Origin of the sequence: Paenibacillus sp. PSB04, from assembly GCF_025809195.1 — a bacterium.
Lineage (GTDB): Bacteria > Bacillota > Bacilli > Paenibacillales > Paenibacillaceae > Paenibacillus_AQ > Paenibacillus_AQ favisporus.
Genome location: NZ_CP081301.1, coordinates 4,807,320 through 4,821,990, shown reverse-complemented (window position 1 = coordinate 4,821,990; position 14,671 = coordinate 4,807,320). Strand labels below are relative to the sequence as shown.

16 protein-coding genes are annotated in these 14,671 nt (G+C 45.0%); 4 read left to right on the top strand and 12 right to left on the bottom strand.

The window, feature by feature from the left end:
* The first annotated feature begins 77 nt into the window (after window positions 1-77).
* Window positions 78-953, top strand: a complete 876-nt coding sequence (locus tag K2F33_RS22330) for an AraC family transcriptional regulator (protein WP_263878641.1) — start codon at window positions 78-80, stop codon at window positions 951-953.
* A 60-nt stretch (window positions 954-1,013) separates the two neighbouring features.
* Here the strand turns inward: K2F33_RS22330 and K2F33_RS22325 are convergent, their stop codons facing one another.
* A complete protein-coding gene (locus K2F33_RS22325) occupies window positions 1,014-1,883 on the bottom strand; it encodes a chemotaxis protein (protein ID WP_263878640.1) in 870 nt (289 codons plus the stop codon).
* A 261-nt stretch (window positions 1,884-2,144) separates the two neighbouring features.
* Here K2F33_RS22325 and K2F33_RS22320 point away from each other — a divergent pair, with 261 nt between their 5' ends.
* Window positions 2,145-3,080, top strand: a complete 936-nt coding sequence (locus tag K2F33_RS22320; protein WP_263878639.1) for a S66 peptidase family protein — start codon at window positions 2,145-2,147, stop codon at window positions 3,078-3,080.
* 80 nt (window positions 3,081-3,160) lie between these two features.
* On the opposite strand, the gene K2F33_RS22315 is transcribed toward K2F33_RS22320, so the two are convergent.
* The 8 genes from K2F33_RS22315 to K2F33_RS22280 all read right to left on the bottom strand — a co-directional run bounded on the left by K2F33_RS22315 (window position 3,161) and on the right by K2F33_RS22280 (window position 8,155).
* Window positions 3,161-3,649: an AAA family ATPase gene (locus K2F33_RS22315; RefSeq protein ID WP_263878638.1), complete on the bottom strand. Its 489-nt coding sequence runs from the start codon at window positions 3,647-3,649 to the stop codon at window positions 3,161-3,163.
* A 30-nt stretch (window positions 3,650-3,679) separates the two neighbouring features.
* Window positions 3,680-3,895, bottom strand: a complete 216-nt coding sequence (locus tag K2F33_RS22310; RefSeq protein WP_263878637.1) for an XRE family transcriptional regulator — start codon at window positions 3,893-3,895, stop codon at window positions 3,680-3,682.
* A gap of 262 nt (window positions 3,896-4,157) precedes the next feature.
* The gene (locus K2F33_RS22305; RefSeq protein ID WP_263878636.1) at window positions 4,158-4,610 is read right to left on the bottom strand and encodes a DUF6843 domain-containing protein; all 453 of its coding nucleotides are present in this window, start codon (window positions 4,608-4,610) and stop codon (window positions 4,158-4,160) included.
* Window positions 4,611-4,732: 122 nt separating this feature from the next.
* Window positions 4,733-5,212 (bottom strand): copper amine oxidase N-terminal domain-containing protein, encoded by a 480-nt coding sequence (locus K2F33_RS22300; RefSeq protein ID WP_263878635.1) that lies wholly within the window; start codon window positions 5,210-5,212, stop codon window positions 4,733-4,735.
* Window positions 5,213-5,550: 338 nt separating this feature from the next.
* On the bottom strand, window positions 5,551-5,880 hold the full coding sequence (locus K2F33_RS22295) for a helix-turn-helix domain-containing protein (RefSeq protein ID WP_105442747.1): 330 nt from the start codon (window positions 5,878-5,880) through the stop codon (window positions 5,551-5,553).
* 276 nt (window positions 5,881-6,156) lie between these two features.
* Window positions 6,157-6,624, bottom strand: a complete 468-nt coding sequence (locus K2F33_RS22290) for an NUDIX hydrolase (protein WP_263878633.1) — start codon at window positions 6,622-6,624, stop codon at window positions 6,157-6,159.
* Between the two features lie 115 nt (window positions 6,625-6,739).
* The gene (locus tag K2F33_RS22285; RefSeq protein WP_263878632.1) at window positions 6,740-7,741 is read right to left on the bottom strand and encodes an NADP-dependent oxidoreductase; all 1,002 of its coding nucleotides are present in this window, start codon (window positions 7,739-7,741) and stop codon (window positions 6,740-6,742) included.
* Window positions 7,742-7,828: 87 nt separating this feature from the next.
* On the bottom strand, window positions 7,829-8,155 hold the full coding sequence (locus tag K2F33_RS22280; protein ID WP_212983947.1) for an ArsR/SmtB family transcription factor: 327 nt from the start codon (window positions 8,153-8,155) through the stop codon (window positions 7,829-7,831).
* Between the two features lie 352 nt (window positions 8,156-8,507).
* Between K2F33_RS22280 and K2F33_RS22275 the strand changes: the two genes are divergently transcribed.
* Window positions 8,508-8,831, top strand: coding sequence for a hypothetical protein (locus tag K2F33_RS22275; protein ID WP_263878631.1), 324 nt, complete (start codon window positions 8,508-8,510; stop codon window positions 8,829-8,831).
* Window positions 8,832-9,077: 246 nt separating this feature from the next.
* Here the strand turns inward: K2F33_RS22275 and K2F33_RS22270 are convergent, their stop codons facing one another.
* From K2F33_RS22270 to K2F33_RS22260, 3 genes are all read right to left on the bottom strand, one after another.
* Window positions 9,078-10,175: a helix-turn-helix transcriptional regulator gene (locus K2F33_RS22270; protein WP_263878630.1), complete on the bottom strand. Its 1,098-nt coding sequence runs from the start codon at window positions 10,173-10,175 to the stop codon at window positions 9,078-9,080.
* A 245-nt stretch (window positions 10,176-10,420) separates the two neighbouring features.
* Window positions 10,421-11,251 carry a class I SAM-dependent methyltransferase gene (locus K2F33_RS22265; protein ID WP_263878629.1) on the bottom strand — a complete coding sequence of 277 codons (831 nt, stop codon included), beginning with the start codon at window positions 11,249-11,251 and terminating at the stop codon, window positions 10,421-10,423.
* 59 nt (window positions 11,252-11,310) lie between these two features.
* On the bottom strand, window positions 11,311-11,868 hold the full coding sequence (locus tag K2F33_RS22260; protein WP_145133033.1) for a DUF4362 domain-containing protein: 558 nt from the start codon (window positions 11,866-11,868) through the stop codon (window positions 11,311-11,313).
* A gap of 417 nt (window positions 11,869-12,285) precedes the next feature.
* Between K2F33_RS22260 and K2F33_RS22255 the strand changes: the two genes are divergently transcribed.
* Window positions 12,286-14,562: a penicillin-binding transpeptidase domain-containing protein gene (locus tag K2F33_RS22255; protein WP_263878628.1), complete on the top strand. Its 2,277-nt coding sequence runs from the start codon at window positions 12,286-12,288 to the stop codon at window positions 14,560-14,562.
* The last annotated feature ends 109 nt before the right edge of the window (window positions 14,563-14,671 follow it).

Sequence of the window (14,671 nt, the reverse complement as noted above, 5' to 3'; positions counted from 1 at the left end):
CTCATTATTGTATTTTCCGAAATCCATCATCTTTTTGGGTATTTGCAAGTTTAAGCTTCAGACGGAGGAGATTGGTCATGTATACCGGTACATTAGATATGATTACGCCAACGGTCAATTTCTCTGCCAGGGCAACGGCGGAGGCGGGAACGGACTGGGGGTATCGGAAGATCCCCGACAATCAGCTTTTCTATGTCGTGTCCGGCTGCGCAGAGCTCGAGATTGGAGGACAACAAGTAACCATTCGGCCGGGAGAATGCGTTTGTTACGGTCCGGAATGCCAAACAAAGCTGACGGCTATTCGAACGACTGATTATATCAGCGTTCATTTCCATTGGCACGCCTCTTCTCCTTTGCCCGTCCATCCCGGACTCCAAATCAAATATGGCGATCCGGGTTCGTTCAGTGCCCCGCAACTGTCCGTTTTTCATATACCGTCTTACGGAGAAGTGAAAGTTCCAACCTTGCTAACCATTGCCGGACTTGAACCGATCCTGTCTAAAATGGTTAAGGAATACGAATCCGAGCTCCCAGGATATACGCTGACACTGCGTTCGCTTATGATGCAGGCGATTACGCTGATCTGTCGACAGCTGCTCGGAAACGACTCCGTACAGGGTTCGAGGAACAAGATCGAACCGGCCATTCAAGCAATGCAGGATGAGCCCGGCATAAACTGGTCGGTTGCCGCACTTGCCAGCTTGTGCGGCTATCATCCGGTACATTTCACCAAGCTGTTCAAACATGAATTGGGGGTGACACCGAAGCATTTTATTATCAGAGAAAGGATCAAACGGGCGAAGCTCGCGCTTCTGCAGGGCGAGAAGCTGGAATTAATCGCTGAAAGATACGGTTTTAAGAGCCTTCACTATTTCAGTTATCAATTCAAGCAGGAGACAGGTCTCACGCCGACGGAATTCCGAATGAACGGCCGGACCGGCGGAGATGGATAGCGCCTTTGGCCATCGTTGGAATAGCTTAACCGTTCATCATGACCGGCTGCCGGCGCTGGCTTAACGAATCGATTGTCGGGTTGTTTGGTCGTAAAGGTCCGCAAGCGATTTGGCAATCCGCTCGATGACCGTCTTCGAACGGTAATACCCGCCGTGTGAATTAAGTGGGGTGCTGGCCAGAAAACCCGGGTTTCTGACCTCCACATCTTCTGTCACGGCCGCATCATACTCAGCGCTTAGACGCTTGAGCGGATAGGCGATCACATCATCTTTATCGTAGAAATTAACCCATTCGCCGTATGGGAGCCCCTCGGCCAAAAGAGCTGGCGAAGGAAACGATATCGGCTTGCCGAAGTCGTTATACCGCATCGTCCAGATCGCGATCGGGCTGCCCATTGTGTAAAAATGTGTTAGTGTATCCCCACGAACCAGTGCAGAAGGATTCTCACTTATTGATGCAAGCTTGCCGCTTGGCAGCCTGCCATTTTGCAGGTCGTATATGAAGTTACTCGCGATGATCGTGCCAAGACTGTGGCTAATGATGCACAGCGGGGCGCTGGGTTCTGTGCACTGCGCGAGCTCCTGCAGCTTTTCATAAAATCGTTCGTGAATTGCGGTGTAGATGTAGTTCCGATCATCGTCACCTGCTTTGTGGGGCAGCGGTTGATAGGCAATCGCGTCACCTAGAAAGCTGATGGCGTACCCCCGTGCATCGATCCACTTGTTCCAGTGCAGATGGTCAGGCGCAAGCTTTTCCTTGAGCTCATCTTCCAGCCGGTCCGTGATGTCCGCCCAATAAATCCCCTTGCTGACCAGCTCCACCGCTGGACATATTTCACCTAACCGCTTGCTAATGAGCCCTGCCATCGCCTCATGAAAATGTTCTTTTTGCTTTCCAATGCCGTGTACAAACCCTACCGCGATTTTCATCGAATTCCCCACCACCTTCATCGCAATTCAACTTCCATCTCATTCTAATTATAAGGGAGAGCATGGGGGCCGATCCAACAAAGAACAGCTGCCGCTTCTGGATAAAGGCTGTGTGCTCGAGGAGCATGGCAGGAAATTAAGTGAGATGGTTTCTCGTTCATTTAAGTTCCTTTTTTGTACTGTGCTTGGGATTGTGCCAATATACTCTAAAGATATGATATGACAATGGCTTCTTCTATTTTCAGGAAGGAAGATCAGCACATGCCGATAAGTCCGCAAATGCTGCAGAGGGGCGATACTGTTGGAGTCGTTACGTTGGGGAGTCCGCTCGCTGCAGACGTAATTAATGCACGAATCGAAATTTTGAGATCAATGGGATTTAATGTTGTATTGGGTCAATATGTATATGCACAAAACGGGTTTCTTGCCGGCACAGACGAGCAGCGGGCTTCTGATTTGATGATGATGTTTCAAGACGAGCGGGTTAAAATGATCCTACCCACCAGAGGCGGTACAGGAGTGGCGGGAATTCTTCCTTACCTTGATTATACGGTGATCCGCAATAACCCAAAAATTGTGACAGGTTACAGCGATATTACGGTACTATTAAACGTAATGCATCAATATGTAGATTTAATAACATTCCATAGTCTGCTGCTCATTGACTTCAAACCCGATACGCCCGCTTATAATTTCGATCAGTTTTTCTCTGCGACATCCGTGTATTCATCAACCCGGACCCTCTTCAATCCGCCGGGGATGCCACTGATCAGCCGTGTTCCGGGCAACGTTACTGGGCAGCTTGTGGGCGGTAATCTGACCTCCTTTATCGATACGTTGGGCACGCCTTTCGAAATTGATACAAGGGGTAAAATTCTCGTCCTTGAAGAAACACACGAACCTACCAATACCGTCTACAGGTACTTGAATCATTTGAAGCTTGCCGGAAAATTTCGTGACTGCATCGGCATTATTATGGGAGAGTGCTCAGGCTGCCAGGCGGCTTATGGTAAATCCTATGAGGATTTAATCAACGAATTTGTTGTACCTCTCGGTAAGCCGCTGATAACGAACCTTGCCACAGGTCATGGCTTTTATAAAGCTGCTTTGCCAATTGGCGCAACGGTTAATCTCGATTCAGTCAATAATAGAATAACTATAGTTGAACCTACCATCAGCGTTATGCAATCGTTATGACAATTCGTATCCAGGTGCGACGGTATATTCGGCTAAGGCAATCCGTAAGTGTTAGTAATTTACTTTCGTCGGCGATTATTTTATTTGATTTGACGGATGATCTCGTCAACGACGTGCTCGATCGGCGCGGTGGCGTCAATGATAATTCCGTTTTTCGGAATGTCTTCTTTCGTTTGGTGCAATCGCGCAATGAGTTTCCGTTCGGATGGCTTTCCACCCCACTCATTCTCCGGTCGCTCGTCAAGCCGCCGGTTCAATGTGTCCAGGTCGACATCAAGGACAAACACGCCGTCAAATAGATCTATGAATTTGGAAAAGTTCCTAGAACCACCGCAAAAAAATGTTACCGCTTCATCCTGATTGGCGACCAGAGCTTTTACTTTATCGACATGCCAAATGTGGTGCTCGTGCGTGATACCATCCGTCCGTATCCCCGTTTCCGGATCGCCTTGATAAGCCAATTCACGGTCACCATGAATGGCATGGTAGCCGCGCCGCTGCAATTCTATGCAGACCGAAGTTTTGCCGGTGCCAGAGACGCCTTCAATCAGATAATTCCTAATGCCCATGGCCAGACCCTCTCATTCTCCCATTACTTCTTATTCGTTTGGAATTAATTCATATAAGTCACGAACATCACAGCCGATGGAATCTGCGATCGATATGGCAATTTTGAGTGGCATCACTCTTTTGTTTTCCATAAAGTCATAAACCCGTTCCGGTTTAAATAGCAAGTCTTTTGCCAGCCATTCCGCTGACTTTCCGGATTCCAACAATCGTTCATTCAGCAAGCAACGTCCAAGTTCAAATTTCAATTAGCGATGACCTCCTGCGTAAGAAAGTAGTTATTTAACCTTAAGCGTTGTCCATTGCCAGCAAGAGTATACTTTATAATGGGGACCTAAACGATAAAATTCCACATGCGTCTGCCCAATTGGAAGGGCGAGTTCCATCGCCGGACTATATTTGCTTATTTGACCCGGATCCTTAGGAAACGGCAGCCGGCCAAAAAGCGGGCCACTTTGAAATGTCTTCTATGAGCTATTTCTTGTGATAGAGAAATCGCTTTTACCTTCATTAATTGATCGGTTCCAAGTCGCCTGGATATTCAGGAACTGGTACCTTTTTAGCTTCCTCCTCCGTACCGACAAAGAACTTTTCAACTTTAGGATATAGCTTACTGCTGTTATTATCATGAAAACTGCCTTCTCCTATAGTGTGATTATGGATTAGCTCCTCCATATCGATTTTCTTGCGATTCCCATTATCATCAACATAATAATATTCATCTGTAGCTGTACCATATTCTGGTTCTAAAGCAGATGCTTCATAGATTCCATTATTAGATATATGGATGATATTTTTACCACCCCTCTTTTCAAATTTCTCTCCATCTGGCTGACTGTAAATAATCTGTACCCAACCCACGTAACCTTCCGGAATTAATATCACATTTGGTGTTCTTATACTGCAAGCATTTGCTGTCATAGTAATTGTCAGCAATGCTGCAACAAAAAGTAATTTTTTCAAATTTTCCTCCTACTCACGGATAGTAATTAAGCGAATATCTCATGTTAATGTCCATTTTCACCTGCAGGGTATATCTTCAGCCTTATTTATTTCCATCTCTTTCTTGTCACCCTAAAAAGAGTTTATTTTTGAATCAAAATGTTGATTATTCCATTACTCTTTGTATAATGAACTTTCTTTCCGTATGCCTCTGCAATTCCTCTGATTGGCAAATATACACGCCCATTTTTCAAAATCGCTTCTTGACGAAGCTCAAAGATCTTGCCTTTATCTTTAAATTCTTTTTCCCCGATCTTAATCTTAATTCGCTCCTTTATATAATCGTCCGAATCGGTAAATGCAAATATCAGAGTTTTCTTCGTATTGTCCCACCAGATCCCTTTACCTGGTACAATAAAAGGAAGTGCGCCCGTTACATAAGTGGGATTCACCAAGATATTTCCATTATCTATCGTGTAATCTCCATTGCTTAATGTTGCTTCACTTCCATCTGGATACCCTACTTGTACAGAGTCGGGAAAAGGTGCTGCGGTAGCGGGAACGTCAAGTGCGATTAAGCCTAGTGAACACAATACAGCTGTGAGAATACTCCGCATCTTCATTAAATAAACTCCTTTTCTATCATTTTTTGATTACCTACTAATACAACGATAATGTAAGGATATTGTTGCATTATCGTAAAAACACAAAAAGCCGCAACTAGCGGCTAAAGAACATACATGTTGTTCTTGTCGTCTTACAACTACTCAAATTAATAATTCTGCTCGTTCCTTGCAGGCAAAAAAATCACATGGCTCCATAAGGAAAACTCGTGCCTTCATTTCTCAAACCCCTACTTTTCTTTCCAATCCAAGGACAGATCTATAAGCCCTACCAACGTTATAAGCGCCAACCTTGTATTTGTAATTCATATCAATTAAGGCTAACTAATTCTACATTATTACTCCGAGACGAGTTCCCGGATCCCCCGGATGATCTGCTCCCGTGCCTTAAGCTTGTCCTTGAGCCGACCAATTTCGGCCTCTGCATCTTCTGACCTGCCTGTTCCTTTGAATTCAAATCCGGTAATAATCCAATCGGTGGACACCTTGTACAGGTCGGCCAGCCTGGACAGCGATACCAGATCCGGTTCGGTCTTTGCGGTTTCATACGCGCTCAAGGTTTTATTGTTGATCTGCGTCAAACGAAATACTTCCATTTGCGTTAGTTTACGGTTAATACGGGCGTTGCGTAAACGTACGGCGATATCCTCCAATTGCGTCTTTGCCATGCATCGGCCACTCCTCCATAGAAATTCTATAGACTTTATCGTCTAAAGATAGAACGCACGAAAATCGAAAAAGTCCCATGGCAGGCTGCCCTTTTATGAAATTAGTAAGAACCTTTTTCTCTAAAAATAACAAAATGGATGCTAGTAAGCCCAACAGCTATCGTGTACCGCAAGCTGGTGGTCCAACTTGAGAACTTATTATGTCTGAATTTCTCCTGCAAAGAACTTAAGCGGCGTCTCGCTCCTGAATTTTCTTTTAGTTCGGCTCGCCCTACTTTAACCAATAATCGGCAGCTGTTTATTCGATAATAAATCATCAATAAGCATCTTATGTTCGGTGAATATGTTCTGTGGTAACTCTTTAAGAGAATAAAATTTATTTTGAATCGACTCCTCGTTACTTTCAACTAACTTTCCACTATACTGATCACAAACAAATGATATTAGGACAAGTGAGACTTGGTCGCCATTAGAAAATGTCTTGTCATACTGAGGGCCAGAATAGATCCCGAATAACTTAAGTTCTTCTAATGTAAGTCCCGTCTCTTCATAAACTTCTCTTCTTGCTGTATCTTGAACGCTCTCTCCTAAATCCATAAACCCGCCAGGAAAACCCCATTGACCATTATCCGAACGTTTCTGCATCAGGACTCGGTTTTCTTTGTCAAAAACAATTGCACCCGCAACAACCATAATGACCTTCTCGTTCCCTACCATTGACCTTAAATGTTGTATGTAATCCATCCACACCCTCCACTTTACTAGTCAAACCATAGCAATAGTTTATGTTTAATGGATTAGGCGTGGAATGGATTTTTGTAACTTGTGCATGGATATTTATAGTTCTTGTCGTCTTACATTACTTTATTCTAATAACTACTTTTCCCTTAGCCCTTCCGCTTTCCAAGTAATGAAATGCTTGCGCGGCATCTTTCAAAAGATACACCTTATCAATAACAGGCTTAATAAGTCCACCTTCAATATACCCCTTTATAACCTTTAATTGTTCTCCGCTCGGTTTCATAAATAGGAAGTGATACGTCGATTGGCTCTTTTTCTCTTGGGCTTTGATCTTACGGCTCGCGATCGACAAAATGGTTGTTTTCACCCAACCCAATTTCGCCTCTCTTCCAAATCTGGCGTTCGGCATGCCGGAAATGGATACAATTTGTCCACCTGGTTTCAGTATGCGGAATGATTTGTCCAAAGCTTCTCCACCTAAAGTATCAAAAACCGCGTCATATCCGTTAAGGATTTCTTCAAAATTCTCTTTTTTATAATTAATAATTAGATCAGCCCCCAACGATTTGACCAACTCATAGCCTTTTTCACTTGCAGTTGTAGCAACAAATGCACCCATCAGCTTGGCCAGTTGGATAGCGAAGGTTCCTACGCCTCCCGAACCTGCGTGAATCAAGATTTTTTGGCCTTTTTGAAGATTTAAAATATCAACAAATGCTTGGTAAGTCGTAAGTCCAATCAGCGGTATCGATGCCGCCTCTTCAAAGGTGAGATTTTCCGGCTTCAGACAAATATCTTCCTCATGAACAGCAATAAACTCAGCTAAAGTTCCGATCCGGTTCTTGCGTGGTCTTCCGTAAACTTCATCTCCTGGTTTAAATGTATTGACCCTGCTGCCAACCTTGACTACAACTCCTGAGAAATCATTCCCCAAAATTAGAGGAAACTTGTAGTTCAATAATAATTTCATTTTCCCTTCCTTAATTTTATAGTCAATAGGATTTAAGCTGGCTGCATGTATTTCTACTAGCACATCATGTTCTCCGATATCCGGCATTGGTTGTTCTGTCATGATTAATGGAACATTTTTTCCGTACTTGTTAATGGTCATAGCCTTCATTTCATATCACTCCTAATATTATGATTATTGGTTTAAACAATTAAACCAAATGTTGAATAAAAGCTCACTAGAACTTAACTCTTTTGGTTAATCACTGAGACCATCGCATTCGTCTTCAACGGCAGTAATTAATGACTTGAGTTGTTCAAGTGGTTTACGGACAGTCAACACATAGTAGTTTTCTACACCTTTTTTTTCGGATTTAATAAAACCAGACTGTTTCAATACCTTTAAATGATGGGATACCGCCGGTCTGGACAAATTGATATGTCCTGCTATTGTATTCACATTAAGTCCCGATTTGTTCTGTGCTAACAGCATAATCATAGCTTGACGGTTTACATCGGTCAGCACTTCCAATAGAGGGATGCAATCTTTAAATTGTTGTAGAATATCCTCCGTTTGCTGGCTCATGCCATTCACCTCTTAGGTTCATTGGTTTAATCTATTAAACATAATTATAGAGTGTTTATTAACAAAATCAAGCCTACGTAAAAACATACCTATAATTTGTGCCTTTGTGATAAGGTTCATCTGAATGAGTTACCCATCCGATTTCAATTTAATTTGAAGGCCTCTCCTCTTCATATGTCTTTAGGGGGAGGCCTTTATGTCATTATCTTTCGGTGGATGTGGGACTGCATCCGCAAAAACCTCATGCCCCGTCCATGCCATGGTAACAATAAGAGCCCTCTCGCCCGGCCCAAAATCCCATCGGATGCATAGACTGATTTATCCAATGTGAGTAAGGAGGAAAAGGCTTTTGGTGAACAAGAAAAATAAGGGCCGATCAAAAACGGTCTCACCCCGGCCCAAATTCCGCAAAAAACCAGTGCATATCAACGCATCTGAAAACGAGCTTGAGTGGTTGGCCAAAATCAATCCCGCCCGAGATCCCAAACAGGTCCAATTAGTTGTAGATCTCCCGAATGAGGTATATGAATACTTACAGGAGAATGAAGTGGAATGGGATCGTGCCTTTCAAAATGGTTTGCGTAGTGCAATGGAACCCGCGATAAACCCAGATTCGATCAAGGAAATAAAGTACCGAATTCAAGTAGTTACATCCGCTGACAGTAGGCAAAGTTAAACGACTTGGGATCTGTTTGAGACGCAGGATTTGCCTTGGTTTATGCTGTTGTAGCACCAGTTGTTATATTCAGCGCAGGACACCTTCGTCAACCGAAAGTTGTACGATCCTGCCTATTAACATTGCGACGGCAGCCGATGATTTTGGCCGGATGCCGTCGTCTTGCTCCCCGTTAACTTGACGTCGTTACCTATTGACCAGAACCTTGCTGGTTCAATGATCCAAAATCGATGAAAAACCGGATTTCTATTTTACTTTATTTAATAAGTTTGTTACCATTCTGCTCAATGTCCCTTGATCGATAAAAGGTGCAAGACTCGCCAGCAGATCCGGGCTAAGATGTTCAACTTCAACTCCAGCAATCAACTTTTCGAGATTTTCCCTGCCCAGAAAAGGAGCGAGGCTAATGATCCGGTTCGCATCGATGGTGCCGTCTACAACCCGATCTGCCAAACGACCTAATGTCTCTCTGCTGATGAAGGGTGCCAGTTGATTCACGACATTCCAGCTCACGCTGCCTTCTTCAGCTTCCAGTATCAACCGATCCACCTGCTCCCTACCCAGAAAAGGGGCGAGGCTTACAATTCGGTTCGCATCGATGGTGCCGTCTACAACCCGGTCTACCAAACGATTTAGTGTCTCTTTGCTGATGAAAGGTGCCAGCTCTTGGACCAAATGCCAGCTCAAGCCACCCTCTTCGACATGCTGCACCAACCGATCTACTTGTTCTCTTCCAAGAAACGGAGCAATTTCAACAAGACGATGCACTTCTAAGGAACCGTCAATCGATTTATCCACCAGTCGGTTTAATGTGTCACTGCTAACGAATGGAGCAAGTCCGGTAACGGCGTCCCACAGAATTTCGCTTCCTTCTACTTGACGAACCAGTTCATCTAATGTATCTGTTCCGAGGAACGGCGCCAGACTCAATATCACGTCTAACTTAAGGACGCTGCTGTCTAATCGTTCAGTCACCTTATGCAAAGCGCTTGCTTTTACAAGCGGCGCTACTTCTACAAGCTCTTCCAGTTCCATCTCACCGGCATTAACTCTCTCTGCAACTTGTTCCGGCTTGTTCTCTGCGATCTCCTCCACGATCGTTCCTAGGTGCAGGCGCTCCCGAACTTCTGTGTGATCTCCTGCATTTAAAATGTCGTCTACTGTTTTGCCGAATAATCTAGCCAACTGCGGAAGCGTTCCGATATCCGGTAGCGAGTCGCCCCGTTCCCATTTCGATACCGCTTGATGGCTTACATTCAGTTGATCGGCAAGTTCCAATTGTGTCAGATCCCGGTCTTTGCGAAGCTTCGAAATATAAGCTCCAATTTTACGTAAGTCGAGCATCGTATACCTACCTCCGATTAAACAAAATGTACAGTACGCACTGTCGATACCAGCATAACATTTCCAAAAACGTCATCCTATCAAGCGTTGGTTGAATGGGCACACTCCGCTTTATTCAACTGCCGGTAGAATTGCCCGGATTGATAATCGCTGGAGAGGCCAGCCAAATGTCCAGTATCATCTGCAGGCGAAATCCACTTAAGCTATTCGGTTCCCGTTCAGCTCAATTGGTTGCTATTCATTTTTTAATAATTCTGCTTTGTACCACATGCAGTAATAAAATTCATCATCACATATGCATCAGGCGAATTATTATTAATGGCCTCAGAAGCCAGTTTCATTTGTTCAAATTCATCTGAATTTATTACACCATTTTTATAAAAATGTACAAAACGGTTCATATCCATTTGTCGTTTAAACCCATCAATACCATGTACATCGCTATGTTGAATTACTGAATCAATATCAATATCAATAAATCCACTCTTTAATAAGAGACGTGGTAGACTTCTGCCTATGAATCGATTTCCACCTTTCTGTGCAATATAATCCGAGATTTTCTTTAGTATATTATGTAATGATGGGATTTCCGGGTTTACCGTACCAAACATTCCATCGTCAATATCAGTGATTACTAGTTTCCCACCAGGCTTTAGTACTCGATAAATCTCTTGTGCCGCTTCAAGTGGATTGTTTAAGTGGAGAAAAATTAATCTTGCTACTACAAAGTCAAAAGAATCATTGGGTAGATCCGTATGATAAACCGACGATTCCACAAATTTTATTCGTTCAGGTGGGACGTCACTTAGTAATTTTTTTGCTTGTTCGAGTAAAATACTATCGATTTCGAGAGAGGTAATATGACTGTCGGGTAAGTTATTAAGTAATTGCTCAGTTATATATCCAGGTCCGCTGCCAACTTCCAATACACTCATACCATTTTGCAATCCATACCATTTTAAGGCTCGCAACTCTTTCTGCCAACCCATCGTTGCTTGTACTTTCAACCGCTCGATTTCCTCTCGAAAACCTAATACAGCACTTTGGATATTGTAGGTTGAACGCTGATCTTTCATGCTTTCCCCTCCCATTTTTAAACTTAAATCTGGCTCCGTCCGTAATGTATTTTATGTGTTTATTGGCTGCCCTGCTCAGCTTCCTCCTCTACATCCGTGAACCAGAACGTATCGCTAGTTTCATTATCGCACCCGGTTAGCTTGTAATGAGACCCGTACTCTTTATTCTTCTCGAGTTCAATACCACGGCACACCGTGCTTGGACGACCTGCATCGCTGCCAAACCCGTCCCTCGAATTGTCATACGTATACACAATTGCCTCGGCCCCATCATAGACCAGTTCATAGAAGATTGGGTCGCCTTCATCCGTGTACTGTGTAATGCGCACCTGATTCGGCACACCCATGTCGAGATTCCCCAGAAATAGCTTCCACTTCTCTAAATTGTACATCTTCCCATGAACGTTCACGATATCACCATTCGCGGCTGCTTTGTCAGCATCATAAGGGTCAGACACAGCGGGGAACGCTTTCGGCTTCGATGGCAGTGAAGTCGTCTCCCCTAGTGCAGGAGCAGTGGAAGGAGTGGTCGTATTGTCGATAGATCCGCCCGACTTCTCACTGCATCCCGATAGCAAAACCAATCCAGCTGCTAATATTAACACCCATTTGATCATGAATCATCACCTCACATTTAACAACGCTATAGCGAGTATGAATGTTTCAATCGCATACGCGAGCACTAGACTATTCTTCTATTTGTTGAATTAAAATGTTCCGTATACTATGACCTCCATGTATTTAGTAAGGATTCCCAACACCTTGATGTTCTTACACATACACGCTATTACATCCCTTCATGCCTGGAGCCAGTTTTACTTTGTATCTCCATCCGCCTTTGATGAATATTTCCAAGTATAGCCAATTAGGGATTTTTCTATTAAAATTGTCCTGGGGTGATATTATGACGAAATTAAACCGTACTGAAAGCAACTTCAAAAGCCAGACGTGGAAGGCACAAAAGGATATTCGTAAGAAACACGGAGAGAAATTTAACATTTACATTGTGGATACAGAACTTGTGAGGGCTGAGTATGATTAAAAGAATAAAGCTTCGCGCGCTGCTCATAGGAGGATTCATTACCCTTCTCTTTGTTGTTCTGTTGATTCGGGTATTTACGCTGCAGGTTGTCAAAGGACAAGACTGGCACGAGCGGGCGGTATTCCAATGGACGAAAAAGGTCCCGATTCCGGCAACCCGCGGGATGATCACGGACCGGAACGGCGACGTTCTTGCATCCGATGTGCCAGCTTATACGGTCATCGTCAATCCCGCTGTGATCCACGAGAACGGGCTGGAGGACGAGATTGTCGAGGGACTGCACAAGTTGTTGGGCAAGGATGAAAGCGAGCTTAAGGCACTTGTAACAGCCAAGGACGAAGAAGGCAAATACCATAAAAACCGTGAAGTCAGGAATGAAGGATGGAAAATTAACGAAACGAAAAAGGCTCAGATCGCTGATTTCAACAAAGAGTTAATGGACCAACTTGAGAAAGAAAAAAAAGGTATGGAGACCGGGCTGGGCTTGCTTAAGGAGCAGAAGCGGTATTATCCGAAGGGAACACTTGCGGCTCATATTTTGGGTTATACCGACCGGGACGGTATGGCTGTCGCCGGACTTGAGGCAAGTCTAGATGATTACCTCAAAAGTACCCCCGGAGAAATGAAATACGAGAGCGACCGGCATGGTGACCAGCTTCCCCAAGCAAATATGGTGTACAAGCCGGCTGTTAATGGTAAAAATGTAAAGCTGACGATCGACGATACGATCCAGTATTATATCGAAGACGCGATGAAAGAAACGTATGAGCAGTACAAGCCGATCAGCATGACGGTCATTGCGGCCGATCCAAAGACAATGGAAATTCTCGGGATGGCGAACCTGCCGACGTTCAACCCGAATACGTATTGGAACACGAAGGACCAGAAGAACTTTTTCAACTATGCCGTCAGGGCTACGTACGAGCCGGGTTCCACGTTCAAAATCGTGACGCTGGCAGGTGCAGTGCAGGAGAAGCTGTTTAATCCAAATGCTTTCTACCTGTCCGGGGAAGTTAAGGTCCAAGGGACTGATTGGAAACCCCATGACATTGTCCGTTCAGGTTGGGGAACGATCACGTACCTGGAGGGCGTGAAACGCTCAAGTAACGTCGCCTTCGTCAAGCTGGGCTCGGAAATGCTCGGGAAAGACCGGCTGCTGAAATATATCAAGAATTTCGGTTTCGGCCAGAGGACCGGGATTGAACTGCCAGGGGAAGTTTCAATGGCGATCAATCTGCCGGGTCCGGTCGAAGTGGCGACCGCTTCCTACGGACACGGCGTGTCCGTGACGCCGATCCAGCAGCTGGCTGCGATCAGCGCGGTAGCAAACGGTGGAAAGCTTTTAAAACCTCATATTTTAAAAGAAATCACAGATCCGGATAATGGTAAAGTTATCAATTCTACCAATACCGACGTCGTCCGGCAGGTTATTTCCCCGGAAGCCGCCAAGGAAACGAGCAGCTATCTGGAGCAGGTTGTGGCAGACCGGGCGATCGGTACCGGAAAATACGCATATATCGAAGGTTACCGCGTTGCCGGTAAAACAGGTACCGCGGTCAAATACGGCCCGGACTTAAAACCGGATTATTCGAAATCCGTCGTCTCCTTTATCGGCTTCGCGCCAGTGAACGATCCGAAGATTGCCCTTATTGTCATTGTGGACCAGCCGAATGATCCGGATGTCGGCGGGGGCAAGGTGGCGGCGCCGGTCTTTAAGAAAATCGTGTCCCAGGCCCTGCCTTACATGGGTGTGCCGAAGTCGAACACCAAAAAAACGTCCGATGGCAAAACGACGGTGGAACGTCCTGCGGCTCCTACGCTGACAAAGCTGGCGGTGAAGGACGCCAAACAAAAGCTGCTGAACGCCGGTGTCGATTTTGAGACCATTGGCAAAGGGACCTCGGTCATCCGGCAGTTCCCGGCAGCGGGAACGCCGATGAGCCCAGGACAGCGTATCTATCTGCTCACGGAGGAGACCGATAAGATGACGGTGCCGGACCTAAAAGGCGAATCGCTGCGCGATGCGCTGGATATTTTGACCTTGCTGAAATGCTCGGTTACTGTCCAAGGGGAAGGATACGTCAGCGAACAGCTGGTCACGGACAAGAATGGTAAGCGTTCCGTCCAGCTGACGCTGAAGCCGGTCAAGGATGAAGAGGCAACGCAGGATGTTTCATCCTCCTCCACGGAGGGTGGTTCCATTTCGGAGGATAAGTCAACGGACGAATTGGCCGCCGGCAAGTCCGGTAAAGAAGCTGGCGATAACTGAATTGCGGCACAGATTACTCGACATCTATATAGTGAAGTGAAAAATAAACTAACCCCGCTTCTTTTCATAGAAGTGGGGTTTTTTAGCGTATAAATAAGCTCCTCATGCT

Coding starts and splice junctions, on each gene's coding strand:
- K2F33_RS22315 (WP_263878638.1), bottom strand. CDS start 3,649: ATGGGCATTAGGAATTATCTGATTGAAGGCGTCTCTGGCACCGGCAAA.
- K2F33_RS22320 (WP_263878639.1), top strand. CDS start 2,145: ATGCCGATAAGTCCGCAAATGCTGCAGAGGGGCGATACTGTTGGAGTC.
- K2F33_RS22285 (WP_263878632.1), bottom strand. CDS start 7,741: ATGAAGGCTATGACCATTAACAAGTACGGAAAAAATGTTCCATTAATC.
- K2F33_RS22265 (WP_263878629.1), bottom strand. CDS start 11,251: ATGAAAGATCAGCGTTCAACCTACAATATCCAAAGTGCTGTATTAGGT.
- K2F33_RS22255 (WP_263878628.1), top strand. CDS start 12,286: ATGATTAAAAGAATAAAGCTTCGCGCGCTGCTCATAGGAGGATTCATT.
- K2F33_RS22330 (WP_263878641.1), top strand. CDS start 78: ATGTATACCGGTACATTAGATATGATTACGCCAACGGTCAATTTCTCT.
- K2F33_RS22300 (WP_263878635.1), bottom strand. CDS start 5,212: ATGAAGATGCGGAGTATTCTCACAGCTGTATTGTGTTCACTAGGCTTA.
- K2F33_RS22260 (WP_145133033.1), bottom strand. CDS start 11,868: ATGATCAAATGGGTGTTAATATTAGCAGCTGGATTGGTTTTGCTATCG.
- K2F33_RS22270 (WP_263878630.1), bottom strand. CDS start 10,175: ATGCTCGACTTACGTAAAATTGGAGCTTATATTTCGAAGCTTCGCAAA.
- K2F33_RS22295 (WP_105442747.1), bottom strand. CDS start 5,880: ATGGCAAAGACGCAATTGGAGGATATCGCCGTACGTTTACGCAACGCC.
- K2F33_RS22325 (WP_263878640.1), bottom strand. CDS start 1,883: ATGAAAATCGCGGTAGGGTTTGTACACGGCATTGGAAAGCAAAAAGAA.
- K2F33_RS22280 (WP_212983947.1), bottom strand. CDS start 8,155: ATGAGCCAGCAAACGGAGGATATTCTACAACAATTTAAAGATTGCATC.
- K2F33_RS22290 (WP_263878633.1), bottom strand. CDS start 6,624: ATGGATTACATACAACATTTAAGGTCAATGGTAGGGAACGAGAAGGTC.